The 25,274-nt window shown below is 57.1% G+C and carries 24 protein-coding genes; 4 read left to right on the top strand and 20 right to left on the bottom strand.

Annotation, left to right across the window (positions count from 1 at the left end; translation table 11 throughout):
• Positions 1 to 3 precede the first annotated feature (3 nt).
• From HX803_RS12485 to rpmH, 20 genes are all read right to left on the bottom strand, one after another.
• Entirely contained in the window at positions 4 to 771 is a 768-nt protein-coding gene (locus HX803_RS12485; RefSeq protein WP_122716288.1) for a DeoR/GlpR family DNA-binding transcription regulator, read from the bottom strand.
• 230 nt (positions 772 to 1,001) lie between these two features.
• Entirely contained in the window at positions 1,002 to 2,369 is a 1,368-nt protein-coding gene (gene glmU, locus HX803_RS12480) for a bifunctional UDP-N-acetylglucosamine diphosphorylase/glucosamine-1-phosphate N-acetyltransferase GlmU (RefSeq protein WP_178920932.1), read from the bottom strand.
• A 123-nt stretch (positions 2,370 to 2,492) separates the two neighbouring features.
• On the bottom strand, positions 2,493 to 2,909 hold the full coding sequence (locus HX803_RS12475; protein ID WP_178920930.1) for a F0F1 ATP synthase subunit epsilon: 417 nt from the start codon (positions 2,907 to 2,909) through the stop codon (positions 2,493 to 2,495).
• A gap of 44 nt (positions 2,910 to 2,953) precedes the next feature.
• Entirely contained in the window at positions 2,954 to 4,330 is a 1,377-nt protein-coding gene (gene atpD, locus HX803_RS12470; RefSeq protein WP_178920928.1) for a F0F1 ATP synthase subunit beta, read from the bottom strand.
• A 27-nt stretch (positions 4,331 to 4,357) separates the two neighbouring features.
• Positions 4,358 to 5,218, bottom strand: coding sequence for a F0F1 ATP synthase subunit gamma (gene atpG, locus HX803_RS12465; RefSeq protein ID WP_010207685.1), 861 nt, complete (start codon positions 5,216 to 5,218; stop codon positions 4,358 to 4,360).
• 50 nt (positions 5,219 to 5,268) lie between these two features.
• Positions 5,269 to 6,813, bottom strand: coding sequence for a F0F1 ATP synthase subunit alpha (gene atpA, locus HX803_RS12460; RefSeq protein ID WP_016970694.1), 1,545 nt, complete (start codon positions 6,811 to 6,813; stop codon positions 5,269 to 5,271).
• Positions 6,814 to 6,834: 21 nt separating this feature from the next.
• The gene (locus HX803_RS12455; RefSeq protein WP_016970693.1) at positions 6,835 to 7,371 is read right to left on the bottom strand and encodes a F0F1 ATP synthase subunit delta; all 537 of its coding nucleotides are present in this window, start codon (positions 7,369 to 7,371) and stop codon (positions 6,835 to 6,837) included.
• A 12-nt stretch (positions 7,372 to 7,383) separates the two neighbouring features.
• On the bottom strand, positions 7,384 to 7,854 hold the full coding sequence (locus HX803_RS12450) for a F0F1 ATP synthase subunit B (RefSeq protein WP_060756576.1): 471 nt from the start codon (positions 7,852 to 7,854) through the stop codon (positions 7,384 to 7,386).
• A gap of 56 nt (positions 7,855 to 7,910) precedes the next feature.
• Complete coding sequence (gene atpE / locus HX803_RS12445) at positions 7,911 to 8,168, bottom strand: F0F1 ATP synthase subunit C (protein ID WP_002555987.1); 258 nt, start codon at positions 8,166 to 8,168, stop codon at positions 7,911 to 7,913.
• A 133-nt stretch (positions 8,169 to 8,301) separates the two neighbouring features.
• Positions 8,302 to 9,171: a F0F1 ATP synthase subunit A gene (atpB, locus tag HX803_RS12440; RefSeq protein ID WP_058424360.1), complete on the bottom strand. Its 870-nt coding sequence runs from the start codon at positions 9,169 to 9,171 to the stop codon at positions 8,302 to 8,304.
• Between the two features lie 16 nt (positions 9,172 to 9,187).
• A complete protein-coding gene (locus HX803_RS12435) occupies positions 9,188 to 9,595 on the bottom strand; it encodes a F0F1 ATP synthase subunit I (RefSeq protein ID WP_071485335.1) in 408 nt (135 codons plus the stop codon).
• A gap of 148 nt (positions 9,596 to 9,743) precedes the next feature.
• Complete coding sequence (locus tag HX803_RS12430) at positions 9,744 to 10,616, bottom strand: ParB/RepB/Spo0J family partition protein (protein ID WP_016970690.1); 873 nt, start codon at positions 10,614 to 10,616, stop codon at positions 9,744 to 9,746.
• A gap of 9 nt (positions 10,617 to 10,625) precedes the next feature.
• Positions 10,626 to 11,423: a ParA family protein gene (locus HX803_RS12425; protein ID WP_176994571.1), complete on the bottom strand. Its 798-nt coding sequence runs from the start codon at positions 11,421 to 11,423 to the stop codon at positions 10,626 to 10,628.
• An 18-nt stretch (positions 11,424 to 11,441) separates the two neighbouring features.
• Complete coding sequence (gene rsmG, locus HX803_RS12420; protein WP_090401325.1) at positions 11,442 to 12,086, bottom strand: 16S rRNA (guanine(527)-N(7))-methyltransferase RsmG; 645 nt, start codon at positions 12,084 to 12,086, stop codon at positions 11,442 to 11,444.
• Complete coding sequence (gene mnmG, locus HX803_RS12415; RefSeq protein ID WP_178920926.1) at positions 12,083 to 13,975, bottom strand: tRNA uridine-5-carboxymethylaminomethyl(34) synthesis enzyme MnmG; 1,893 nt, start codon at positions 13,973 to 13,975, stop codon at positions 12,083 to 12,085. Before mnmG ends, rsmG begins: the two co-directional genes overlap by 4 nt.
• A 552-nt stretch (positions 13,976 to 14,527) precedes the next feature.
• The gene (gene mnmE, locus HX803_RS12410; RefSeq protein WP_178920924.1) at positions 14,528 to 15,898 is read right to left on the bottom strand and encodes a tRNA uridine-5-carboxymethylaminomethyl(34) synthesis GTPase MnmE; all 1,371 of its coding nucleotides are present in this window, start codon (positions 15,896 to 15,898) and stop codon (positions 14,528 to 14,530) included.
• Between the two features lie 79 nt (positions 15,899 to 15,977).
• A complete protein-coding gene (gene yidC / locus HX803_RS12405) occupies positions 15,978 to 17,660 on the bottom strand; it encodes a membrane protein insertase YidC (protein ID WP_176994575.1) in 1,683 nt (560 codons plus the stop codon).
• A gap of 2 nt (positions 17,661 to 17,662) precedes the next feature.
• The gene (gene yidD / locus HX803_RS12400) at positions 17,663 to 17,908 is read right to left on the bottom strand and encodes a membrane protein insertion efficiency factor YidD (protein ID WP_003213574.1); all 246 of its coding nucleotides are present in this window, start codon (positions 17,906 to 17,908) and stop codon (positions 17,663 to 17,665) included.
• A complete protein-coding gene (gene rnpA / locus HX803_RS12395; RefSeq protein ID WP_372339908.1) occupies positions 17,901 to 18,308 on the bottom strand; it encodes a ribonuclease P protein component in 408 nt (135 codons plus the stop codon). Before rnpA ends, yidD begins: the two co-directional genes overlap by 8 nt.
• 13 nt (positions 18,309 to 18,321) lie before the next feature.
• Positions 18,322 to 18,456, bottom strand: coding sequence for a 50S ribosomal protein L34 (rpmH, locus tag HX803_RS12390; RefSeq protein ID WP_003213577.1), 135 nt, complete (start codon positions 18,454 to 18,456; stop codon positions 18,322 to 18,324).
• Positions 18,457 to 19,042: 586 nt separating this feature from the next.
• On the opposite strand from rpmH, the gene dnaA reads away from it, so the two are divergent.
• Genes dnaA through gyrB form a run of 4 tightly spaced genes read left to right on the top strand, consistent with a single transcriptional unit; the run spans position 19,043 to position 25,248 of the window.
• On the top strand, positions 19,043 to 20,560 hold the full coding sequence (dnaA, locus tag HX803_RS12385; RefSeq protein ID WP_178920920.1) for a chromosomal replication initiator protein DnaA: 1,518 nt from the start codon (positions 19,043 to 19,045) through the stop codon (positions 20,558 to 20,560).
• 38 nt (positions 20,561 to 20,598) lie between these two features.
• The gene (gene dnaN, locus HX803_RS12380; protein WP_176994578.1) at positions 20,599 to 21,702 is read left to right on the top strand and encodes a DNA polymerase III subunit beta; all 1,104 of its coding nucleotides are present in this window, start codon (positions 20,599 to 20,601) and stop codon (positions 21,700 to 21,702) included.
• A 20-nt stretch (positions 21,703 to 21,722) separates the two neighbouring features.
• Positions 21,723 to 22,826: a DNA replication/repair protein RecF gene (gene recF, locus HX803_RS12375; RefSeq protein ID WP_101265038.1), complete on the top strand. Its 1,104-nt coding sequence runs from the start codon at positions 21,723 to 21,725 to the stop codon at positions 22,824 to 22,826.
• Between the two features lie 4 nt (positions 22,827 to 22,830).
• Complete coding sequence (gene gyrB / locus HX803_RS12370; RefSeq protein WP_176994579.1) at positions 22,831 to 25,248, top strand: DNA topoisomerase (ATP-hydrolyzing) subunit B; 2,418 nt, start codon at positions 22,831 to 22,833, stop codon at positions 25,246 to 25,248.
• The last annotated feature ends 26 nt before the right edge of the window (positions 25,249 to 25,274 follow it).

Below are 25,274 nucleotides of genomic sequence, written 5' to 3'. Positions count from 1 at the left end.
CTCCTAGATGATTGCCGCGCATATCAGCGTAATGCCGCGGGCTTGGATCTGGTCGCGGGCCTCAAGCGGCAGGCGATCATCGGTGATAAGGGTATGGACGCTGCTCCAGGGCAGTTCCAGGTTGGGAATCTTGCGGCCGATCTTGTCGGATTCGACCATCACCACCACTTCACGGGCGACCTCGGCCATCACACGGCTCAGGCCCAACAGTTCGTTGAAGGTGGTGGTACCGCGCTGCAGATCGATGCCGTCGGCGCCGATGAACAGTTGATCAAAGTCGTAGGAACGCAGTACCTGCTCGGCAACCTGACCCTGGAACGAGTCCGAATGCGGGTCCCAGGTGCCACCGGTCATCAACAGCACCGGTTCGTGTTCCAGCTCACTCAAGGCGCTGGCCACATGCAGGGAGTTGGTCATCACCACCAGACCGGGCTGGTGGCCCAGCTCCGGGATCATGGCGGCGGTGGTGCTGCCGCTGTCGATGATGATGCGGGCGTGCTCGCGCAGGCGCATCACGGCGGCACGGGCGATGGCGCGCTTGTACACCGAGATGGGCTGGGCGGCGTCACCCACCAGTTCCTGGGGCATAGTGATGGCACCGCCGTAGCGGCGCAGCAACAGGCCATTGCTTTCGAGGGCGGCCAGGTCCTTGCGGATGGTGACTTCCGAGGTTTCGAAACGCTTGGCCAATTCGTCCACGCTGACTTCGCCCTGTTCATTGAGCAAAGTCAGAATGTTGTGGCGCCGTTGGGGTGTATTTCGTTTCGACATGGTGATGATAAGTTTCGTTTCGAAAGATAACGAAGGCAATAAAAACCTATTGGCGAAAGATCGTCAAGCGGGGCGTGGAGAATTTTTGGGAAATCACAAACCAAATGTGGGAGCTGGCTTGCCTGCGATAGCGGAGTGTCAGGCGACACCCGTCTTGGATGTCAGACCGCTATCGCAGGCAAGCCAGCTCCCACAGGGGAACCTCACTAGGCCATAGAGCTGTGGATAACTCAGCTCTTCTTGATTTTGACCGGGCGTTTCCAGCCGTCGATATTGCGCTGGCGGGCACGGGCGACAGCCAGCTGAGACTTATCCACATCCTGATTGATCGTCGAACCCGCTGCGGTATTCGAGCCATCACCAATGGTGACAGGTGCAATCAGGGAGTTGTTGGAACCGATGAATACGTCTTCACCGATAGTTGTCTGGTATTTGTTGGCGCCATCGTAGTTGCAGGTAATTGCACCCGCACCAATGTTGCTGCGAGCGCCGATGACTGCGTCACCGAGGTAGGCTAGGTGGCCAGCCTTTGCGTCGTCGCCCATACGCGCGTTTTTCAATTCAACGAAGTTACCCACATGTGCCCTGGCCCCCATCACTGTGCCAGGACGTAGACGCGCAAACGGGCCGGCATCGCTGCCCTCGCCCATGATCGCGCCGTCAAGGTGGCTGTTGGCTTTGACCACCACGCCTTTGCGCAGAGTACTGTCCTTGATCACGCAGTTCGGGCCGATCACTACGTCGTCTTCGATGATCACGCGGCCTTCTAGGATCACGTTGATATCGATCAGCACGTCACGGCCGACGGTGACTTCGCCGCGTACATCAAAGCGAGCCGGGTCGCGCAGGGTTACGCCCTGGGCCATCAGGCGGCGGCCTTCACGGAGCTGGTAGTGACGCTCAAGCTCTGCCAGCTGCTTGCGGTCGTTGGCGCCCTGCACTTCCATCGGGTCGTGGGGCTGTTCCGTGGCAACCAGCAGGCCATCGCTCACGGCCATCTCGATGACGTCAGTGAGGTAGTACTCGCCCTGGGCGTTGTTGTTGGACAGGCGGCTCATCCAGTCGGCGAGCTTGTTGGCAGGCACCGCCATAATGCCGGTGTTGCCTTCGGTGATGGCGCGCTGGGCTTCGCTGGCATCTTTGTGTTCGACGATGGCGGCAACCTTGCCATCGGCGTTACGCACAATGCGACCGTAGCCGGTCGGGTCATCCAGCTCTACGGTGAGCAGGCCCATCTGGCCAGGCACCACGTGCTTGAGCAGGCGCTGCAGGGTGTCGACTTCGATCAGCGGCACGTCGCCGTAGAGGATCAGCACGGTGTCGGCGGTGATAAATGGCACGGCTTGCGCGGTGGCGTGGCCGGTGCCGAGTTGCTGGTCTTGCAATACGAAATTCAGGTCATCGGCCGCCAGGCGTTCACGCACCACATCGGCACCGTGGCCGATCACCACGTGGATGCGTTGTGGATCAAGTTGCCGGGCGCTGTGGATAACGTGGCCCAGCATGGAATTGCCGGCAACCGGGTGCAGCACCTTGGGCAGGGCCGAACGCATGCGGGTGCCCTGGCCTGCGGCGAGAATGACGATTTCAAGAGACATGAATGGCTACCAATCCTGGGCGGTCCGGCTTCAGACCAGAGAAGTGTTTTGCTGAAAAAGAAAAAGGGTAGCCGAGGCTACCCTTTTTAATCAATCGCGCTTGAAGCATGACGGCGTGGCCGCTTACTTCTTGCGGATCTGCTGGAGCGTGCGCAGCTGGGCTGCAGCCTCGGCCAGACGTACAGCAGCAGCGCTGTAGTCGAAGTCCGCACCCTTTTCGTTCAGGGCCTTCTCAGCAGCCTTGACGGCTTCCTGAGCGGAGGCTTCATCCAGGTCGCCAGCACGTTGCACGGTGTCGGCAAGTACCTTGACCATGTTCGGCTGAACCTCGAGGAAACCACCGGAGATGTAAAACACCTCCTTGTCCCCGCCTTGCTTGGTCAGAGTGATCGGACCTGGCTTCAAGCTGGTGATCAGCGGTGCGTGGCCCATGGCAATACCAAGGTCACCCAATTCGCCGTGTGCAATCACCATCTCTACCAGACCGGAGAAAATTTCCCCTTCCGCGCTGACGATATCGCAATGGACTGTCATAGCCATCTGATTGCCTCAACCTGATGAGCGCCCGTTTCCGGGCGCTTGGATTACAGTTTCTTGGCTTTCTCGATCGCTTCTTCGATGCCGCCGACCATGTAGAACGCTTGTTCTGGCAGGTGGTCGTAGTCACCGTTGAGGATGCCTTTGAAGCCAGCAATGGTGTCTTTCAGGGAAACGTATTTACCCGAGGCACCGGTGAAGACTTCAGCCACGAAGAACGGCTGCGACAAGAAACGCTGGATCTTACGAGCGCGGTTAACCAACTGCTTGTCGGCTTCCGACAGCTCGTCCATACCCAGGATCGCAATGATGTCCTTCAGTTCTTTGTAACGCTGCAGCACGTACTGAACGCCGCGAGCGGTGTCGTAGTGCTCCTGGCCGATCACGTTCGGGTCCAGCTGGCGCGAAGTCGAGTCGAGTGGATCGACCGCTGGGTAGATACCCAGGGAAGCGATGTCACGGGACAGTACGACGGTGGCGTCCAAGTGGGCGAAGGTGGTCGCAGGCGACGGGTCAGTCAAGTCATCCGCAGGTACGTATACCGCTTGGATCGAGGTGATCGAACCTTCTTTGGTCGAAGTGATACGTTCTTGCAGAACGCCCATCTCTTCGGCCAGGGTCGGCTGGTAACCTACTGCCGAAGGCATACGGCCCAGCAGTGCGGATACTTCAGTACCGGCCAAGGTGTAACGGTAGATGTTGTCGACGAACAGCAGAACGTCGTTACCTTCGTCACGGAACTTCTCGGCCATGGTCAGGCCAGTCAGTGCTACGCGCAGACGGTTTCCCGGCGGCTCGTTCATCTGACCGTAAACCAGTGCCACTTTGTCCAGAACGTTGGAGTCCTTCATCTCGTGGTAGAAGTCGTTACCCTCACGAGTACGCTCACCCACACCGGCGAACACGGAATAACCGCTGTGCTCGATGGCGATGTTACGGATCAGTTCCATCATGTTTACGGTCTTGCCTACACCGGCACCACCGAACAGACCCACTTTACCGCCTTTGGCGAACGGGCAAACCAGGTCGATAACCTTGATGCCGGTTTCCAGCAGGTCGTTGCCGCCAGCTTGCTCGGCGAACGACGGTGCAGCGCGGTGGATGCCCCAACGCTCGTCGGTGGCAATCGGGCCAGCTTCGTCGATCGGGTTGCCCAGTACGTCCATGATCCGGCCCAGGGTCGCTTTACCGACCGGTACGGAGATGGCTGCGCCAGAGTCGACAACGTCCAGACCGCGCTTCAAGCCTTCGGTGGAACCCATCGCAATGGTACGAACTACGCCGTCGCCCAGCTGCTGCTGAACTTCCAGGGTAGTTTCCGCGCCTTGTACTTTCAGCGCGTTGTAGATGCTCGGTACGCTGTCGCGTGGAAATTCCACGTCGATAACGGCGCCGATGATTTGAACGATACGTCCGCTACTCATAGCTGGATCCTCTGAATATTTGAACCGTTAAACCGCGGCAGCGCCGCCGACGATTTCCGAGATCTCTTGGGTGATCGCAGCCTGACGCGCCTTGTTGTAGATCAGCTGCAAATCGCTGATCAGATCACCGGCGTTATCGGTAGCGTTTTTCATCGCGATCATCCGCGCCGCTTGTTCAGCTGCGTTGTTCTCGACCACCGCCTGGTACACCTGCGACTCCACGTAGCGCACCATCAAGCCGTCAAGCAGCTCTTTGGCGTCTGGTTCGTAGAGGTAGTCCCAGTGGTGCTTGAGTTCCTGATCCGGAGTCGCCACCAGTGGAATCAATTGCTCCACGGTTGGCTGCTGGGTCATGGTGTTGATGAACTTGTTGGATACCACGGACAGGCGGTCAATCCGGCCTTCCAGGTACGCATCCAGCATCACCTTCACACTGCCGATCAAATCATTGATCGACGGCTCTTCACCCAGGTGGCTGATAGCTGCAACGACGTTACCGCCGAAGTTACGGAAAAAGGCCGCACCCTTGCTACCAACAACACACAGATCGATCTCGACGCCCTTTTCGCGGTTTACCGCCATGTCCTTGACCAGGGCCTTGAACAGGTTGGTATTCAAACCACCGCACAAACCACGGTCACTGCTCACTACCACATAACCCACACGCTTAACTTCGCGATCGATCATGAACGGGTGGCGGTATTCCGGGTTGGCGTTGGCCAAATGCCCAATTACCTGGCGGATACGCTCCGCATAAGGACGGCTAGCAGCCATGCGCATTTGTGCCTTGCGCATTTTGCTGACCGCCACTTTTTCCATGGCGCTGGTAATTTTTTGCGTGCTTTTGATGCTCGCAATCTTACTGCGAATCTCTTTTGCGCCTGCCATGTAACACCTATCAGGTTAGCAAGCGGGAGCCTTGCGGCTCCCGCTGCGGCTTACCAGGTTTGGGTGGCCTTGAACTTCTCGATACCGGCTTTCATGCCAGCGTCGATTTCGTCATTGAAGTCACCCTTCACGTTGATCTTGGCCAACAAGTCGGCGTGATCGCGGTTGAAGTAAGCAATCAGCGCTTGTTCAAAGCTGCCGACCTTGGTGATTTCGACGTCAGTCAGGAACCCACGCTCAGCGGCATACAGCGACAACGCCATGTCAGCGATCGACATTGGGGCGTATTGCTTCTGCTTCATCAGCTCGGTAACGCGCTGACCATGCTCAAGTTGCTTACGGGTCGCTTCGTCCAGGTCAGAAGCGAACTGGGCAAATGCCGCCAGTTCACGGTACTGAGCCAGAGCGGTACGGATACCACCGGAGAGCTTCTTGATGATCTTGGTCTGAGCGGCACCGCCCACACGGGATACCGAAACACCGGCGTTCACTGCAGGGCGGATGCCCGAGTTGAACATGGCCGATTCCAGGAAGATCTGACCGTCGGTGATGGAAATCACGTTGGTCGGAACGAACGCGGAAACGTCGCCAGCCTGGGTTTCGATGATCGGCAGTGCGGTCAGGGAACCGGTTTTGCCGGTCACTGCGCCGTTGGTGAACTTCTCTACGTACTCTTCCGAAACGCGGGATGCGCGCTCCAGCAGACGGGAGTGGAGATAGAACACGTCGCCTGGGTAAGCTTCACGGCCTGGTGGACGGCGCAGCAGCAGGGAAATCTGGCGGTAAGCCACTGCTTGCTTGGACAGATCGTCATAAACGATCAGCGCGTCTTCACCGCGGTCGCGGAAGTATTCGCCCATGGTGCAACCGGAGTACGGTGCCAGGAATTGCAGCGCAGGAGATTCCGAAGCACTGGCAGCCACGATGATCGTGTTGGCCAGGGCGCCGTTTTCTTCCAGCTTGCGAACCACGTTGGCGATGGTCGATTGTTTCTGACCGATGGCTACGTAGACGCAGAAAATGCCGCTGTCTTTCTGGTTGATGATCGCGTCGATCGCCAGAGCGGTCTTACCGATCTGACGGTCACCGATGATCAGCTCACGCTGGCCACGGCCGACTGGGATCATGGCATCGACAGCCTTGTAGCCAGTCTGTACAGGCTGGTCTACCGACTTACGCCAGATCACGCCTGGAGCAACTTTCTCGACCGCGTCGGTCTCGGTGTTGCCCAGTGGACCTTTACCGTCAACAGGGTTACCCAGTGCGTCGACAACGCGACCCAGCAGTTCCTTACCAACAGGAACTTCCAGGATGCGGCCAGTGCACTTGGCGCTCATGCCTTCAGCCAGACTGGTGTACGCGCCCAATACAACGGCACCTACGGAGTCTTGCTCCAGGTTGAGGGCCATACCGTAGACGCCGCCCGGAAACTCGATCATCTCGCCGTACATGACGTCGGCCAGACCGTGAATCCGCACGATGCCGTCAGATACGCTGACGACAGTGCCTTCGTTACGGGCTTGGGAGGTCACATCGAGCTTGTCGATGCGGCCCTTGATAATTTCACTTATTTCGGAAGGATTGAGTTGCTGCATTGCTCTGCTGCCCCTTCAAACTCAAGATTTCAATGCTTCGGCAAGTTTCGCGATTTTGCCGCGAATCGAGCCATCGATAACCAGGTCGCCGGCACGGATAACAACACCACCGATCAGTGATGCGTCCTCCGAAGCTTGCAGGCGCACTTCCCGATTGAGTCGTGCACTGAGAACCTTGGCGAGTTTGTCTTGCTGTTCTTGGTTCAATGCAAAAGCACTGGTCACTTCAACGTCTACCGACTTCTCTTCTTCGGCCTTGTACAGGTCGAACAGAGCGGCGATCTCCGGCAACAGCGGGAGACGGTCGTTTTCGGCAACGACATTGATGAAGTTCTGTGCCTTCACATCAAACTTGTCGCCGCACACTTCAATAAAAGTGGCGGCCTTGTCTGCGCTCGTCAGGCGCGGGGCCTTGAGCACGCGCTGCATGGTGTCGTCTTGCGACACCGCTGCTGCCAGGCCGAGCATGGCTGACCAAGAGGCCAGCTGCTGGTGGGCCTGGGCGTGCTCGAAGGCTGCCTTGGCGTAAGGTCGGGCCAACGTGGTCAGTTCTGCCATGATCGCCCTCGCTTAAATTTCAGCAGCCAGTTTGTTAACCAGCTCCGCGTGCGCGTTTTGATCGATTGTGGCACCGAGGATCTTCTCAGCACCGCCGACCGCCAGAGCACCCAGTTGGGCACGCAGCGCGTCTTTGACGCCGTTCAGTTCCTGTTCGATCTCGGCATGAGCCGAAGCCTTCACACGGTCAGCTTCGACGCGGGCTTTTTCAACAGCCTCTTCGACGATCTGGTTACCGCGTTTCTTGGCTTGCTCAATGATTTCAGCTGCCTGTGCCTTAGCTTCGCGCAGTTGATGACCCGCTTTCTCTTGGGCCAACTCCAGGTCGCGAGCTGCACGGGTGGCAGCGTCCAAACCGTCCGCGATCTTCTTCTGACGTTCGTGCAAAGCCGCGATGACCGGAGGCCACACGAACTTCATGCAAAACACTACAAAAATGAAGAACGCAACGGATTGGCCAATCAGGGTTGCATTAATGTTCACGCCAACACCTCGCTCATTCGTTGTCCATCACCCCAATCACTCGAAAAGTCGAGTGATTAGCCAGCGAGTTGACCAACGAAGGGGTTCGCGAAGGTGAAGAACAGAGCGATACCAACGCCGATCATGGTCACGGCGTCGAGCAGGCCGGCGACGATGAACATTTTAACTTGCAGCATTGGGACCATCTCTGGCTGACGCGCTGCGCCTTCCAGGAATTTGCCGCCCAGCAGGCCGAAACCAATGGCAGTACCCAGGGCGCCCAGGCCGATCAACAGTGCAACAGCGATAGCGGTTAGACCAACTACAGTTTCCATCTTTCCTCCCGACTTTTACGTCGTATGGTTTAGGTTTTTTAGATTTTAAAGCGGTAAAACAAATCGTTTCATAGCCCTGTTGGGCCACCTTCCCGTTTCACCGGGAAGGACATCAGACTAGTCGAGACTGGTCTTAATGGTTCTCTTCGTGCGCCATCGACAGGTAGACGATGGTCAGCATCATGAAGATGAAGGCCTGCAGGGTGATGATCAGGATGTGGAACACAGCCCACGCCCACTGCAGAACTACGCCCAGGCCGCTAAGCCAGAGCAGGCCGCTGCCGAACATCACAGCGATCAGGATGAACACCAGCTCGCCGGCATACATGTTGCCGAACAGTCGCAGGGCCAGGGAGATCGGCTTGGCGACCAGGGTCACGAACTCCAGCAGGAAGTTCACCGGAATCAGCAGGGCTTGAACGAAGATGTTCTTGCTGCCGAACGGGTGCAGGGTCAGTTCGCCGATGAAGCCGCCGATGCCCTTGACCTTGATGCTGTAGAAAATGATCAACGCGAACACCGACAGGGCCATGCCCAGGGTGGCGTTAGGGTCCGTGGTGGAAACCGCACGGAATGGAATGTGGTGATCGCCGGAGATCAGGATGGCCAGCTGAGGAATCCAGTCGACCGGTACCAGGTCGACGGCGTTCATCAGGAACACCCAGACGAAGATGGTCAGTGCCAGCGGTGCAATCACCGGGCTACGGCCATGGAAGCTGTCTTTCACGCTGCCATCGACGAATTCGACCAATACTTCAACGAAGTTCTGCAAAGCACCTGGCTGACCGGAAGTCGCCTTCTTTGCCGCCATGCGGAAAATCAGGACGAAGATCAGACCCAATGCGACCGACCAGCCCAGAGTATCCAGGTGGAAAGCCCAGAAACCCATTTCTTTGGCTTCTGCTGCGGAGTGGGCAAAGCCCCAGCCGCCATTGGGTAGCTGACCGAAGGTCAGGTTCTGCAAGTGGTGCTGGATATAGCCCGAAGCGGTTGTTTCTGCCATGGTTGCCTCAAACGCCCTAAGGTCTCGAAAGTCTTGTTTTCATTAGCAGGGGAGCGAACCAGCTGACCAGTTGGGTCAACACGAAGACGCCGAATACAGCCAGCGGCGCCAATGGCTTCACACCTGCAAAGGTCAGTGCAAACAGCACTGCCGTCAAAATCAGTTTCCCCGCCTCGCCGGCATAAAAGGACCGGACGATAGCCTGGGCTGCTCGGGCGCCGGAAAACCGAAAGGCCCTGTGAGCAAAATACATATTGGGCAGCAAGGCTATCAGGCCTCCGCAGAGTCCTGAATATCCGGCAACGACTCCATGCCAATACCAAAGCGCCAATGCGGCGATCAGCAAAATGACAAATTGAGCCAATAAAACCGGAAAAACGGCCAAGCGATGGAACGGCAACGTGTTTGGCGTGCGGGTTTCCATCACTCTTGCTCCTCAATGGTCGGCTGCCGGAAATCAATAACTTGGCATAATTTGTGCCGACAAAATGCGCGCAGAGTATAGGGGCGGTTCAGCCCCTATTCAACTGTCGGGTAGTGTTTTCCGATCGCGCGCTACATAAGCAAATGTTTCAGCGGATGTGGGCAAGGACGCCCTGAAGCTCATCGAGTGAGTTATATCCGATCACCAATTGCCCTTTGCCTTTCTTGCCATGGCGAATTTGCACCGCAGAGCCCAGGCGCTCGGCCAGGCGCTGCTCGAGGCGCGCGATATCCGGATCAGGTTTGGCTGTTTCGACCGGTGCAGGTTTGCCGCTGAGCCACTGGCGAACCAGGGCTTCGGTCTGACGAACGGTGAGCCCCCGTGCGACAACGTGTCGCGCCCCTTCAACCTGTTGATTTTCGGGCAAACCGAGCAAAGCACGGGCGTGGCCCATTTCCAGGTCGCCGTGGGACAACATGGTCTTGATGACTTCCGGCAGAGCGATCAGGCGCAGCAGGTTGGACACCGTCACGCGGGATTTACCCACCGCCTCGGCCACTTGCTGCTGAGTCAGCTGGAATTCCTGCTGCAGACGCTGCAACGCAATCGCTTCTTCGATCGGGTTGAGGTCTTCGCGCTGGATGTTCTCGATCAATGCCATAGCGATGGCGGTTTCATCCGGCACGTCGCGCACCATGGCCGGGATGGTTTCCTTGCCGGCCTGCTGGCTGGCGCGCCAGCGGCGTTCACCGGCGATGATCTCGAAGCGCCCACCACCGATTGGGCGTACCACGATTGGCTGCATCACGCCCTGGGCCTTGATCGAATTGGCCAGTTCCTCCAGCGCCTGGGGGTCCATGTCTCGGCGTGGCTGATATTTGCCACGCTGGATCAGGTCCAGGGGCAGGTGCTGCAACTCGCGCTCGTCGGCCTGTACCGCTTGTTCTTCAAGCGACGTGACGGTCGGACCACTCAGCAGTGCATCCAGTCCACGTCCGAGACCTCGTTTCTTGACGGCCATGGGGATTCCTTAAGTTGGCTGGGCAGCAGCGGTGCGTGAGTTGCGGCGTTGGCGACGAACCATCTCGCCGGCAAGGGCCAGGTAAGCCAGTGCGCCACGGGATTGTTTGTCATACGCCAGCGCCGGCATGCCGTAACTGGGCGCTTCGGCCAAACGGATGTTGCGTGGGATCACCGTGTCGTACAACTGGTCGCCAAAGTGTTCCTTGAGCTGCGCCGACACATCGTTCATCAGGCTCAGGCGCGGATCGAACATGGTGCGCAAAAGACCTTCGATCTGCAGGTTCGGGTTGAGCAACTCGGCGATACGCTTGATGTTATCCACAAGGTCGCTCAGACCTTCCAATGCGTAGTACTCGCACTGCATGGGGATAATCACCCCATCGGCGGCCACCAATGCATTAAGCGTGAGCATCGACAGCGACGGCGGGCAGTCGATCAAAATGTAATCGTAATTCTCGCGGATCGGCGCCAAAGCGCTGCGCAGACGGCTTTCTTTCATCTGCATTTCCAGCAGCACCACTTCCGCCGCGGTCAAGTCGCGGTTGGCCGGCAGCAGTTGATAACCACCGTGTTCGGAGAAGTGCATGGCCTGGGCCAGGTCGCACTCGCCAATCAGCAAGTCGTAGACCGAGTTTTCCAGGCCGTGTTTATCCACACCGCTACCCATGGTGGCGTTGCCCTGTGGATCAAGATCGATCAACAGCACCCGGCGCTTGGTAGCGACCAGGGATGCTGCGAGGTTGATACAGGTGGTGGTTTTGCCCACGCCACCTTTCTGGTTCGCTATCGCGAATACCTTAGCCATTCTTGCTTGTGTTCCCAATCATGCCGTGCGGCGCAGTATCAGCAGATGGCGTTGGCCTTGGCAACCGGGTACGGCCAAGGCGTGTTCGCTATCGAGGTGGAAGTCTGCCGGCAATGCTAACAGCTCATCGCTTGGATGGACGCCCTTCATTGCCAGCCAGCGGGTGTCGCGGTCGCCCAGGTGGCGAGTCCAGTTGCTGAAGTTCTCCATGCTGCTGAACGCCCGGGAAACAATTCCGTTGAAAGGCTGTTCAGGCGTGAAGGCTTCGACGCGACTGTGGATAACTTGCAGGTTATCCAGCTTGAGTTCGAGTTTGACCTGGGTCAGGAAGCGGGTTTTCTTGCCGTTGCTGTCCAGGCAAGTCACTTGGGACTCGGGAAACAGGATCGCCAGTGGAATACCCGGCATGCCGCCGCCACTGCCCACGTCGAGCCAGCGGCCGTTTTCGATGAATGGCATCACGCTCAAACTGTCGAGCAAGTGGCGGGACACCATTTCGTCCGGATCACGCACGGCAGTCAGGTTGTAAGCCTTGTTCCACTTGATCAACAGGGCCAGGTAACCCAGCAGCAGTTCATGCTGGGCGGCAGTCAGGTCAACGCCCAACTGGCGCGCACCTGTGGATAACTCTTCGGCATGTTGCGAGGTGACCAACGAACTCAAGCGCTTTGCTCCAACTGACGGCCCGCGCCGCGTTTTTTCAAATGAATCATCAATAGCGAAATGGCTGCCGGGGTGACGCCGGGAATACGTGAAGCCTGGCCCAGTGTCTCTGGACGAGTTATCCCCAGCTTGCTTTGAATCTCTTTCGACAACCCGGAAATCCCGGTGTAGTCGATATCCGCAGGCAGCTTGGTGTCTTCACTGGCGCGCAGACGAGCAATCTCATCCTGTTGGCGATCAATGTAACCGGCGTATTTGGTCTTGATTTCGACCTGTTCCGCGACCTGTGGATCTTGCGCGCCATTGCCTGTCACTTCGACCAGACCAGCGTAGTCGATTTCCGGACGAGACAGCAGGTTCAGCAAGTTGTATTCGTGAGTCAGCGGCGTGCCGAATTTTTCGGCGATCGCATCGCCCTGCTCCGTACGGGGGCGAACCCAGGTGCTTTTCAAGCGTTGTTCTTCCAGCTCGATGCTTTCGCGCTTTTTGCAGAAGGCAGCCCAACGCACGTCGTCGACCAAGCCCAACTCGCGACCTTTTTCGGTCAAACGCAGGTCGGCGTTGTCTTCACGCAGGATCAGACGGTATTCCGCCCGCGAAGTGAACATCCGATACGGTTCCTGGGTACCCAGAGTAATCAGGTCGTCGACCAACACGCCGATGTACGCTTCATCGCGACGCGGGCACCAGCTGTCTTTGCCCTGGGCGCGCAATGCTGCGTTGGTCCCGGCCAGCAAACCTTGGGCGCCGGCTTCTTCGTAACCGGTGGTGCCGTTGATTTGCCCGGCGAAGAACAGGCCGCCGATCACTTTGGTTTCCAGGCTGTACTTCAGGTCACGCGGGTCGAAGTAGTCGTATTCGATGGCATAGCCCGGGCGCACGATATGGGCATTTTCCATACCGCGAATCGACTGCACGATCTGGATTTGCACGTCAAACGGCAAGGAAGTGGAAATCCCGTTTGGGTACAGCTCGTGGGTGGTCAAGCCTTCGGGCTCGATGAAGACCTGGTGGCTTTGCTTGTCGGCAAAGCGGTGGATCTTGTCTTCAATCGACGGACAATAGCGTGGGCCAATACCTTCGATCACCCCGGAATACATCGGCGAACGGTCGAGGTTCGCAGCAATGATTTCGTGGGTGCGGGCGTTGGTGTGGGTAATCCAGCAGCTGACTTGTTTCGGATGCTGCTCTTTGGACCCCATGAACGACATCACGGGGATAGGCGTATCACCGGCTTGCTCGGTCATTACCGAGAAATCCACAGAACGCCCGTCAATACGCGGCGGGGTCCCGGTTTTCAGGCGGCCGACACGCAGCGGCAATTCACGCAGGCGTTTTGCCAGGGCAATCGAGGGCGGATCACCAGCGCGGCCGCCGGAATAGTTCTGCATGCCGATGTGGATAAGTCCGCCGAGGAACGTACCGGTGGTCAATACCACGGATTCCGCGAAGAAACGCAGGCCCATCTGGGTCACAACACCGCGCACCTGATCCTGTTCGACGATCAGGTCATCGGCGGCCTGTTGAAATATCCACAGGTTCGGCTGGTTTTCCAGGGTTTCGCGGACCGCGGCCTTGTACAGGATACGGTCGGCTTGAGCGCGAGTTGCGCGCACGGCCGGGCCTTTGCGGCTGTTCAGCACGCGAAATTGAATACCACCCTTGTCGGTAGCCATGGCCATCACGCCGCCGAGGGCGTCGATTTCTTTGACCAAATGGCTTTTGCCGATCCCACCAATGGCGGGGTTGCAACTCATCGCACCGAGGGTTTCCACGTTATGCGTCAGCAACAGGGTTTTTACGCCCATGCGTGCTGACGCCAGTGCTGCCTCGGTACCGGCATGACCGCCGCCGATGACGATCACTTCAAAACGGGAAGGGAAATCCACCACGCACCTCGTGCCTGCTTAATGTAGGTAATCAGGAATTGTTTGTTGAAAGGGTTTTAGAGCTTTGGCGGCAAGTATAGGGACTTAGCCCTTCCTAAAGAACCCTTTGCACAAAATTTAACCAGCTGTGGATGAATCACAGACAATAGAAATTAAAAGAGAGAAATTTATTAAATCTTTGTTTTTATGTTTATTTCTACTGACCTACCTTTCTGTGGATAGATTTACACATCCCTTTATTTACGTGGTGTACAGCGATTCAAAAGTCTGTGGTCATGTGCCAATGAGGCCCTTGGATAAGTGCTCTAAGCCTGTGGATGAAAGAGGTGGTTATCCACAGTCGGGTTTTTACTCAGGTTTCAGGCCCTGTTATCAACTGGGCACAGAGGCGGTTATTCACAGGGCTTAATCCACAGAAATTCACTTCCTGGGCCAAATGGCGTCCACGCGAATGCCTCCAAAGTCTTGGTGACGGAAGGAAAATTCGGGAGGTGTCGGGCGAAAGGGGGAGAACAGACAGGCACGAATGGCCTGTCTGTGGATAACGAAAGGTTATTTACCGATGCAAAAGCTGGAAAAGATTCGTCCGAGCAAGTCATCAGAGCTGAATGCCCCGGTGATTTCCCCCAACAGTTGCTGTGCTTGACGCAGATCCTCGGCCAACAGCTCTCCAGCACCTGCCAGGGTCAGCTGCGCCCGACCGTGCTCCAACGCCGCGCTGGCGTGTCGCAGGGCTTCCAGGTGCCTACGGCGTGCACTGAAGCTGCTCTCCGAGGTCTGCTCGTATCCCATGCAGGCCTTGAGGTGCTCACGGAGCAATTCCAGGCCTTCGCCGGCCGCCTTGGCACTCAAGCTGATGGTGACATGCCCGTCCGCACTGGTTTCCATCGCGATGGCTTCACCGGTCAGGTCCGCCTTGTTGCGGATCAAGGTGACTTTGGCCGGGTCCGGCCTTTGCTCAAGAAATTCCGGCCACAATGCAAAGGGATCTACAGCCTCAGGCGCCGTGGCATCCACCACCAACAGCACGCGATCCGCTTCACCGATTGCCTTGAGCGCACGCTCCACACCAATTTTTTCCACCTGGTCATCGGTATCGCGCAAGCCGGCCGTGTCGACCACGTGCAGTGGCATGCCATCAATGTGGATATGTTCACGCAGGACGTCCCGTGTGGTGCCGGCAATCTCGGTAACGATCGCCGCTTCACGGCCCGCCAACGCGTTCAGCAGGCTGGATTTGCCCGCATTCGGCCTGCCGGCAATTACTACCGTCATGCCGTCACGCAACAGCGCCCCTTGGCCCGCTTCACGCAGGACGGTGGATAACTCGTCGCGAACCTTGTCCAGCATCGCCAGAACGTGACCATCGGCAAGAAAGTCGATTTCTTCTTCAGGGAAATCAATGGCCGCTTCCACATAGATGCGCAGGCTGATCAGTTGCTCGGTCAAGTTGTGCACACGCAGGGAAAACGCGCCCTGCAGCGAGCGCAACGCATTGCGCGCTGCCTGTGCAGAACTGGCCTCGATCAAGTCGGCAATTGCTTCGGCCTGGGCCAGATCAAGCTTGTCATTCAGGAACGCCCGCTCGCTGAATTCCCCGGGCCGTGCCAGGCGGCAACCCAATTGCAGGCAGCGCTGCAGCAGCATATCCAGCACCACCGGGCCGCCATGGCCCTGCAGTTCCAGGACATCTTCACCGGTAAACGAGTTCGGCCCCGGGAAATACAGGGCCAGGCCCTCGTCTAATACGCTTTTGTCAGCATCCAGGAAAGGGCCGTAATGGGCATAGCGCGGCTTCAGCTCGCGGCCACTGATGGCCTGGGCCGCCACGCCTGCAAGCGGCCCGGAAATTCGAACGATACCGACACCGCCGCGACCTTGAGCGGTAGCGACAGCAGCGATGGTTTCACGAGGAGCGCTCATCAGCAGGTTCCAGAACAAAAGTGACAGAAAGCAAAACGCCCCACTAGGGGGCGTCTTGAGTGGTTATCCACAGAGTAATTTACGCCGCAGCTTTTTTGGTAGCCGCTTCGATTTTACGTGTGATGTACCACTGTTGAGAGATCGACAACACGTTGTTGACCACCCAGTACAGCACCAGACCAGCAGGGAACCACAGGAAGAAGAAGGTGAAGATGATTGGCATCATTTTCATGACCTTGGCCTGCATCGGATCCGGCGGAGTCGGGTTCAGTCGCTGCTGGATGAACATGGTCGCGCCCATGATGATCGGCAGGATAAAGAACGGGTCTTTGATCGACAGGTCAGTTATCCACAGCATGAACGGAGCCTGGCGCATTTCTACGCTTTCCAGGAGTACCCAGTACAGCGAGAGGAACACCGGCATCTGTACGAGAATCGGCAAGCAACCGCCCAACGGGTTGATCTTCTCCTTCTTGTACAGCTCCATCATGGCCTGGGACATTTTCTGCCGGTCATCACCATGTTGTTCTTTCAGAGCCGCCAGTTTCGGAGCCACGGCACGCATGCGCGCCATCGACTTGTAGCTGGCTGCCGACAGCGGGAAGAAGATCCCTTTGATCAGCATGGTCAGGAAGATGATCGAGAAGCCCCAGTTACCCACAATGCTGTGGATATGTTGCAGCAACCAGAAGATCGGCTGGGCAATGAACCACAGGATGCCGTAGTCCACAGTCAGTTCCAGGCCTGGGGACAACTCCTTGAGTACTGCCTGGCTTTTCGGGCCGGCGTACAGGGTAGCGCTGGTTTCAGCCTTGGCGCCTGGTGCCACGGTCAACGCCGGGCCAGTAAAACCAATGATGTAGTTGCCTTGGCTGTCTTTGCGGGTTTGCACCAGGTTGGCTTCACCCTTGTTCGGGATCCAAGCGGTCACGAAGTAGTGTTGCAACCAGGCAACCCAGCCACCTTGCACGGTTTCTTTCAGCGCGCCCTTGTCGATATCTTTCATCGACACTTTTTTGTACGGCTCGCTACTTGTCCACAGGGCGGCGCCCAAGTAAGTCGCGGTGCCGGTGGCAGTGCTGGAAGAAGGATCGGCGCTGTTGTCACGCTTCAATTGGGCAAACAGGTTGCCGGTCCATGCCTTGTCGCTTTCGTTGTCGATCAGATAAGTGACCTTCAAGTCGTACAAACCTCGGGTGAAGCTGAAACGCTTGATGTAATTGACGCCGTCGAGGCTGAATTTCAGGTCGACGTTCAACTGGTTCTGGCCATCAGCCAGTTGGTAAGTCTTCTGTTCGGTCGAATAAACCGGACGACCGGTCGCACGTGCATCCGGACCGTTGGTGCCGGTCAGGCCACTTTGTGCCAGATAAATACGTTCGCCACCGTTATCGAACAGTTGGAACGGAACATCCGGGTGATCCTGACGACGTGGATACAGCGGCAGCTTCAGCTGGGCGATATCACCACCTTGTGGGTCGATTGCCAGGTCGAGCACATCCGTTTTTACGTGGATGAGGTCTTTATTGGTGATAACCGGCGTTTCAACTGGGGTGCTGGTATCGGCATTCGCGCTGGGTACATCGGCACTGGCGGAAGCATTGTTACCCAACGGGGTGTCCGGAATAGCCGGCGCAGCCTGATTGGTAGCAACATTCTGAGTCGGCAGGGCAGCTTGGCCATAGTCCTGGTTCCAATTAAGAACCATGACGTAGGACACGATTGCCAGGGCGACGATCAGGATCGTGCGTTTAATATCCATGATTACTCGGCCATCGAAGAAGAACGGGAGGTAGGGATAGGTGGAACCGGGTCATAACCACCGGGATTCCACGGATGACAGCGACCTAAACGACGAAAGGTCAGCCAGCCACCGCGCAGAAGACCATGATTTTCTATGGCCTCTAACGCGTAGCAAGAACAACTGGGGTAGAAACGACAGTGGTTGGCCATCAGAGGACTAATGGCGTAGCGATAAAACTGGATCGGAACGAGGGCCAGTTTACGCATCAAGGCTGTCTACCCCTACAGTTTCGGAGCTGACTGCTGGTGCTGGCTTGTGGGTACGCGCCAAACGTTTCCAGAGCTTGCCGAAATGCTGAATCAATTCGGGGTTTTCTACATCCCCCAAGCCTTTGCGCGCGACGATAACAATATCCCAACCAACCAGAGTGTCCTGGTGGAGGCGAAACGATTCGCGCATCAGACGCTTGAGGCGATTGCGCTCAACGGAGAGCTTTACGCTCTTCTTGCCAATCACCAACCCGAGACGGGGGTGATCAAGATCGTTGTTACGCGCAAGGAGCAGGAGATTTTTCCCCGGAACCTTGCCGGTGGGGGAGTCAAAGACTGCCTTGAAGTGCCGGGGGGTTAGCAGACGCTTTTCCCGACTGAAGTCCTGACTCACCACCAGTACCGGATTATCAAACTGCCAGACGCGCACGACCTTTGGCGCGGCGACGCGACAGGACTGCACGGCCGTTCTTGGTAGCCATGCGAGCACGGAAACCGTGGGTACGGGCGCGTTTGATGGTGCTTGGTTGGAAAGTACGTTTCATGGCGTTGTTACCTGGTTCGTCCACAACGGGCCGGAATGGCCCCCGTTTTAAGAGACCGGCGATTCTAGAGAAAGCAAGCCTCTAGGTCAATTTCCAACCAGCTTTTCCTTTAATTAGATCTCTAACGGTCAGGAAGCTCTTTTCTGTGTGCCTGCCTTTCATGTGCTTGGGCATAGATATAAAAATAAAGAAGGAAGTTATTTAAAGCTTTTCTGTAAAGCTTATAAAAGCTAGAGAACAGATCGTCTGTGGATAACTGCATTGAGGCTAGATTCTACGTGCTGTACAGAGAATGACAACTACGGGGGAAAACGGTGCTCTCCCTGTGCTGCGCTGTCGGATAAGCTGTGGGTGAAACAGGTTGTTATCCACAGGTCAGTTACCCACAGACTTTCGACCCCACTTGTACAACGAGCTCAGGCGCGCTTATCCACAGAGCTTATGCACAGACCATTGGTCGTATTTTTTGTGGTTAAGGCATTGATTTTGGGTGTGCTGTGAGCAACCTACATGTGGATAAGTGGGCGTCTCGCCGCTACAATGGCGGCTGTTTTTGCCTCACCGGCTTTCAACTTAGGGGATATCCGTGTCAGTGGAACTTTGGCAGCAGTGCGTGGAGCTTTTGCGCGATGAGCTGCCTGCCCAGCAATTCAACACCTGGATCCGTCCGCTACAGGTCGAAGCCGAAGGCGACGAGTTGCGTGTCTACGCGCCGAATCGTTTTGTTCTCGACTGGGTCAACGAGAAGTACCTGAGCCGCGTTCTCGAATTGCTCGACGAACATGGCAACGGACTCGCGCCTGCGCTTTCCTTATTAATAGGCAGCAAACGTAGTTCCGCACCTCGCGCCGCACCCAATGCACCGCTGGCTGCTGCTGCATCGCAAGCCCAGGTAGCGACCGCTCCGGTTGCCACCCCGCCTGCCCCGGCACCTGCGGCGTCAAAATCTGCTGCGCAGAAGAATGCTCCAGAGCACGAAGAGCCGTCCCGCGACAGCTTTGACCCGATGGCCGGCGCCAGCTCACAACAGGCCCCGGTGCGTGCCGAACAACGCACTGTCCAGGTCGAAGGCGCGCTCAAGCACACCAGCTATCTGAATCGCACCTTTACCTTTGAGAATTTCGTCGAAGGTAAATCCAACCAGTTGGCCCGCGCGGCTGCCTGGCAAGTCGCCGACAACCCCAAGCACGGTTACAACCCGCTCTTCCTTTATGGCGGCGTAGGCTTGGGTAAGACGCACTTGATGCACGCTGTGGGTAACCACCTATTAAAGAAGAACCCGAATGCCAAGGTCGTGTACCTGCACTCGGAGCGCTTCGTGGCTGACATGGTCAAGGCCTTGCAGCTCAACGCAATCAACGAGTTCAAGCGGTTCTACCGCTCCGTTGATGCCTTGCTGATCGATGACATTCAATTCTTTGCGCGCAAGGAACGTTCCCAGGAAGAGTTCTTCCATACCTTCAACGCCCTGCTCGAAGGTGGCCAGCAGGTCATCTTGACCAGTGACCGGTACCCGAAGGAAATCGAAGGCCTGGAAGAACGCTTGAAATCCCGTTTCGGTTGGGGCCTGACCGTTGCGGTCGAGCCGCCAGAATTGGAAACCCGCGTTGCGATCCTGATGAAGAAGGCCGACCAGGCCAAAGTCGATCTGCCACACGATGCGGCATTCTTCATTGCCCAACGCATTCGCTCCAACGTGCGTGAACTGGAAGGCGCGCTCAAGCGCGTCATCGCTCACTCGCACTTCATGGGCCGCGACATCACCATCGAGCTGATTCGCGAATCCCTGAAAGACTTGTTGGCGCTGCAAGACAAGCTGGTGAGTGTGGATAACATCCAGCGCACCGTGGCCGAATACTACAAGATCAAGATTTCCGACCTGCTGTCCAAGCGCCGCTCGCGCTCGGTCGCACGTCCTCGTCAGGTGGCCATGGCACTCTCCAAAGAGCTGACCAACCACAGCCTGCCGGAAATCGGTGATGTGTTTGGCGGTCGCGATCACACCACGGTCTTGCACGCGTGCCGCAAGATCAACGAACTTAAGGAATCCGACGCGGATATTCGCGAGGACTACAAGAACCTGCTGCGTACACTGACTACTTGATGACACCAGCGCAGCTTATTAAGGCAAGGGACTAGACCATGCATTTCACCATTCAACGCGAAGCCCTGTTGAAACCCCTGCAACTGGTCGCAGGCGTCGTCGAGCGCCGACAGACCTTGCCGGTGCTCTCCAACGTATTGCTGGTGGTCGAAGGCCAGCAACTGTCCCTGACCGGTACCGACTTGGAAGTCGAGCTGGTCGGTCGTGTACAGCTGGAAGAACCCGCCGAACCTGGCGAGATCACCGTACCGGCGCGCAAGCTGATGGATATCTGCAAGAGCTTGCCGAACGATGCGCTGATCGACATCAAGGTCGATGAAGCCAAATTGGTCGTCAAGGCCGGTCGCAGCCGCTTCACCTTGTCCACGCTGCCAGCCAACGATTTCCCGACGGTGGAAGAAGGCCCAGGCTCGCTGACGTGCAGCCTGGAGCAAAGCAAGCTGCGTCGTTTGATCGAACGCACCAGCTTCGCGATGGCCCAGCAGGACGTGCGTTACTACCTCAATGGCATGCTGCTGGAAGTGTCCGAAGGCATTATCCGCGCTGTGGCTACAGACGGCCACCGCCTGGCGATGTGCTCGATGCGCGCTGACATTGGTCAGCCTGACCGCCACCAGGTCATCGTGCCGCGTAAAGGTATCCTGGAGCTGGCTCGCTTGCTCACTGAACCAGAAGGCATTGTCAGCATCGTGCTGGGCCAGCACCACATCCGCGCAACCACCGGCGAGTTTACCTTCACTTCCAAGCTGGTCGACGGCAAGTTCCCGGACTACGAGCGCGTTCTGCCTAAAGGCGGTGACAAGCTGGTACTCGGTGATCGCCAAGCCCTGCGTGAAGCGTTCAGCCGTACTGCGATCCTGTCGAACGAGAAGTACCGGGGTATCCGCCTGCAACTGGCCAATGGTCAGTTGAAAATCCAGGCCAACAACCCGGAGCAGGAAGAAGCGGAAGAAGAAGTGGGCGTCGACTACAACGGCGGTTCACTGGAAATAGGCTTCAACGTGAGCTACTTGCTCGACGTGCTGGGTGTGATGACCACCGAACAGGTTCGCCTGATTTTGTCCGACTCCAACAGCAGCGCCCTGGTGCAAGAATCTGATAACGACGACTCGGCTTACGTTGTCATGCCGATGCGCTTGTAATCATGCCCAGCAGAAGCTAGATGTCCCTCAGTCGCGTCTCGGTCACCGCGGTGCGCAATTTGCACCCGGTGACCTTCTCCCCCTCCCCCCGCATCAACATCCTCCACGGTGCCAACGGCAGTGGCAAAACCAGCGTGCTGGAAGCCATTCACCTGCTGGGGCTTGCTCGTTCCTTTCGCAGTGCTCGCCTGCTACCGGTGATTCAGTACGAACAATTGGCGTGCACAGTGTTTGGCCAGGTTGAACTGGCTGAAGGTGGGCACAGCGCCCTGGGGATATCCCGTGATCGTGGCGGGGAGTTTCAGATTCGTATCGATGGTCAAAACGCGCGCAGTGCGGCGCAGTTGGCAGAAATCCTGCCTCTGCAATTGATCAACCCCGACAGCTTCCGGTTGTTGGAAGGCGCCCCAAAAATCCGCAGGCAATTCCTCGACTGGGGAGTGTTCCACGTGGAACCGCGTTTCATGGCCACTTGGCAGCGCCTGCAGAAGGCCCTGCGGCAGCGGAACTCATGGCTGCGGCATGGTACACTTGACGCCGCTTCGCAAGCGGCCTGGGACCGGGAACTGTGCCTGGCCAGCGATGAAATAGATGAATACCGACGCGCCTATATCAAAGCCTTGAAACCAGTCTTTGAGCAGACCTTGAGTGAGCTATTGGATCTCGAGGGGCTGACGCTGAGCTACTACCGTGGTTGGGACAAAGAGCGTGAACTGAGTGCAGTGCTCGCCACGTCCTTGCAACGGGATCAGCAAATTGGCCACACCCAGGCCGGACCCCAACGGGCTGACTTGCGCCTTAGACTAGGCGCACACAATGCCGCGGATATCTTGTCCCGTGGCCAGCAGAAGTTGGTGGTGTGTGCACTGCGTATTGCCCAGGGCCACCTGGTTAGCCAGGCTCGGCGCGGTCAATGTATTTATCTGGTGGATGACTTGCCGTCAGAACTCGACGAGCAACACCGCCGTGCGTTATGCCGCTTGTTGGAAGACTTACGCTGCCAGGTGTTTATCACCTGTGTAGACCACGAATTATTGAGGGAAGGCTGGCAGACGGAAACGCCAGTCGCTTTGTTCCACGTGGAACAGGGCCGTATCACCCAGACCCACGACCATCGGGAGTGAAGGCATGAGCGAAGAAAACACGTACGACTCGACCAGCATTAAAGTGCTGAAAGGTTTGGATGCCGTACGCAAACGTCCCGGTATGTACATCGGCGACACCGATGATGGTAGCGGTCTGCACCACATGGTGTTCGAGGTGGTCGATAACTCGATCGACGAAGCTCTGGCCGGTTACTGCGACGATATCAGCATCATCATCCACCCGGACGAGTCCATCACCGTGCGCGACAACGGTCGTGGCATTCCGGTAGACGTGCACAAAGAAGAAGGCGTTTCGGCGGCAGAGGTCATCATGACCGTGCTCCACGCCGGCGGTAAGTTCGACGATAACTCCTATAAAGTTTCCGGCGGTTTGCACGGTGTAGGTGTTTCGGTTGTAAACGCCCTCTCCGAAGAACTGGTGTTGACTGTTCGCCGCAGCGGCAAGATCTGGGAACAGACCTACGTGCACGGTGTGCCCCAAGCACCGATGGCCATCGTGGGCGACAGTGAAACCACCGGTACCCAGATTCACTTCAAGGCCTCCAGCGAGACCTTTAAGAATATCCATTTCAGCTGGGACATCCTGGCCAAGCGTATTCGTGAGCTGTCCTTCCTGAACTCCGGTGTGGGTATCGTCCTTAAAGACGAGCGCAGCGGTAAGGAAGAGCTGTTCAAGTACGAAGGTGGCCTGCGTGCGTTCGTTGAATACCTGAACACCAACAAGACTGCGGTCAACCAGGTATTCCACTTCAACATCCAGCGTGAAGACGGCATCGGCGTTGAAATCGCCCTGCAGTGGAACGACAGCTTCAACGAGAACCTGTTGTGCTTCACCAACAACATTCCGCAGCGCGATGGCGGTACTCACCTGGTGGGTTTCCGTTCCGCACTGACGCGTAACCTGAACACTTACATCGAAGCCGAAGGCCTGGCCAAGAAGCATAAAGTTGCCACCACCGGTGACGATGCCCGCGAAGGCCTGACCGCGATTATCTCGGTTAAAGTACCGGACCCTAAGTTCAGCTCCCAGACCAAAGACAAGCTGGTGTCTTCCGAAGTGAAGACCGCAGTGGAACAAGAGATGGGCAAGTACTTCTCTGACTTCCTGCTGGAGAACCCGAACGAAGCCAAGCTGGTTGTCGGCAAGATGATCGATGCGGCACGTGCTCGTGAAGCGGCGCGTAAAGCCCGTGAGATGACCCGCCGTAAAGGTGCGCTGGATATCGCTGGCCTGCCGGGCAAATTAGCCGACTGCCAGGAAAAGGACCCTGCCCTCTCCGAACTGTACCTGGTGGAAGGTGACTCTGCTGGCGGTTCCGCCAAGCAGGGTCGTAACCGTCGCACCCAGGCCATCCTGCCGTTGAAGGGTAAGATCCTCAACGTCGAAAAAGCGCGCTTCGACAAGATGATTTCCTCCCAGGAGGTTGGCACCTTGATCACGGCGTTGGGTTGCGGTATCGGCCGCGAAGAGTACAACATCGACAAGCTGCGCTATCACAACATCATCATCATGACCGATGCTGACGTCGACGGTTCGCACATTCGTACCCTGCTGCTGACCTTCTTCTTCCGTCAGTTGCCGGAGCTGATCGAACGCGGCTACATCTACATCGCCCAGCCGCCGCTGTACAAAGTCAAAAAGGGTAAGCAAGAGCAATACATCAAAGACGACGACGCCATGGAAGAGTACATGACGCAGTCGGCCCTGGAAGATGCCAGCTTGCACCTGAACGACGAAGCCCCGGGGATTTCCGGTGAGGCGCTGGAGCGCTTGGTTAACGACTTCCGCATGGTGATGAAGACCCTCAAGCGTCTGTCGCGCCTATATCCGCAGGAGCTGACCGAGCACTTCATCTACCTGCCGGCCGTCAGCCTCGAACAGTTGGGCGATCATGCAGCAATGCAGGATTGGCTGGCCCAGTACGAAGTACGCCTGCGCACCGTAGAGAAGTCTGGCCTGGTGTACAAAGCCAGCCTGCGTGAAGACCGTGAACGTAACGTATGGCTGCCAGAGGTCGAACTGATCTCCCACGGCCTGTCGAACTACGTCACCTTCAACCGCGACTTCTTTGGTAGCAACGACTACAAAACCGTGGTGACCCTGGGCGCGCAACTGAGCACCCTGCTGGACGACGGCGCTTACATCCAACGTGGCGAACGCAAGAAGCAGGTCAAGGAATTCAAGGAAGCTCTTGACTGGCTGATGGCCGAAAGCACCAAGCGCCACACCATCCAGCGATACAAAGGTCTGGGTGAAATGAACCCGGATCAACTGTGGGAAACCACCATGGACCCAAGTCAGCGTCGCATGCTGCGCGTGACCATCGAAGACGCCATTGGCGCAGACCAGATCTTCAACACCCTGATGGGTGATGCGGTCGAACCTCGTCGTGACTTCATCGAAAGCAACGCATTGGCGGTTTCCAACCTGGACTTCTGATCAGACGAACCGGCAAAACAAAAAGG

The organism is Pseudomonas sp. P7548, from assembly GCF_013386585.1.
Lineage (GTDB): Bacteria > Pseudomonadota > Gammaproteobacteria > Pseudomonadales > Pseudomonadaceae > Aquipseudomonas.
The sequence above is the reverse complement of the archived record's forward strand: the minus strand, read 5'-3'. Positions and strand labels throughout refer to the sequence as shown.

Bases quoted from the DNA above. Each gene is read 5' to 3' on its own strand.
- atpA (WP_016970694.1), bottom strand. From the start codon at position 6,813: ATGCAGCAACTCAATCCTTCCGAAATAAGTGAAATTATCAAGGGCCGC.
- yidC (WP_176994575.1), bottom strand. From the start codon at position 17,660: ATGGATATTAAACGCACGATCCTGATCGTCGCCCTGGCAATCGTGTCC.
- yidD (WP_003213574.1), bottom strand. From the start codon at position 17,908: ATGCGTAAACTGGCCCTCGTTCCGATCCAGTTTTATCGCTACGCCATT.
- HX803_RS12485 (WP_122716288.1), bottom strand. From the start codon at position 771: ATGTCGAAACGAAATACACCCCAACGGCGCCACAACATTCTGACTTTG.
- glmU (WP_178920932.1), bottom strand. From the start codon at position 2,369: ATGTCTCTTGAAATCGTCATTCTCGCCGCAGGCCAGGGCACCCGCATG.
- HX803_RS12430 (WP_016970690.1), bottom strand. From the start codon at position 10,616: ATGGCCGTCAAGAAACGAGGTCTCGGACGTGGACTGGATGCACTGCTG.
- atpG (WP_010207685.1), bottom strand. From the start codon at position 5,218: ATGGCAGGCGCAAAAGAGATTCGCAGTAAGATTGCGAGCATCAAAAGC.
- gyrB (WP_176994579.1), top strand. From the start codon at position 22,831: ATGAGCGAAGAAAACACGTACGACTCGACCAGCATTAAAGTGCTGAAA.
- HX803_RS12455 (WP_016970693.1), bottom strand. From the start codon at position 7,371: ATGGCAGAACTGACCACGTTGGCCCGACCTTACGCCAAGGCAGCCTTC.
- atpD (WP_178920928.1), bottom strand. From the start codon at position 4,330: ATGAGTAGCGGACGTATCGTTCAAATCATCGGCGCCGTTATCGACGTG.
- mnmE (WP_178920924.1), bottom strand. From the start codon at position 15,898: ATGAGCGCTCCTCGTGAAACCATCGCTGCTGTCGCTACCGCTCAAGGT.
- dnaN (WP_176994578.1), top strand. From the start codon at position 20,599: ATGCATTTCACCATTCAACGCGAAGCCCTGTTGAAACCCCTGCAACTG.
- HX803_RS12425 (WP_176994571.1), bottom strand. From the start codon at position 11,423: ATGGCTAAGGTATTCGCGATAGCGAACCAGAAAGGTGGCGTGGGCAAA.
- HX803_RS12435 (WP_071485335.1), bottom strand. From the start codon at position 9,595: ATGGAAACCCGCACGCCAAACACGTTGCCGTTCCATCGCTTGGCCGTT.
- recF (WP_101265038.1), top strand. From the start codon at position 21,723: ATGTCCCTCAGTCGCGTCTCGGTCACCGCGGTGCGCAATTTGCACCCG.
- HX803_RS12475 (WP_178920930.1), bottom strand. From the start codon at position 2,909: ATGGCTATGACAGTCCATTGCGATATCGTCAGCGCGGAAGGGGAAATT.
- atpB (WP_058424360.1), bottom strand. From the start codon at position 9,171: ATGGCAGAAACAACCGCTTCGGGCTATATCCAGCACCACTTGCAGAAC.
- atpE (WP_002555987.1), bottom strand. From the start codon at position 8,168: ATGGAAACTGTAGTTGGTCTAACCGCTATCGCTGTTGCACTGTTGATC.
- rpmH (WP_003213577.1), bottom strand. From the start codon at position 18,456: ATGAAACGTACTTTCCAACCAAGCACCATCAAACGCGCCCGTACCCAC.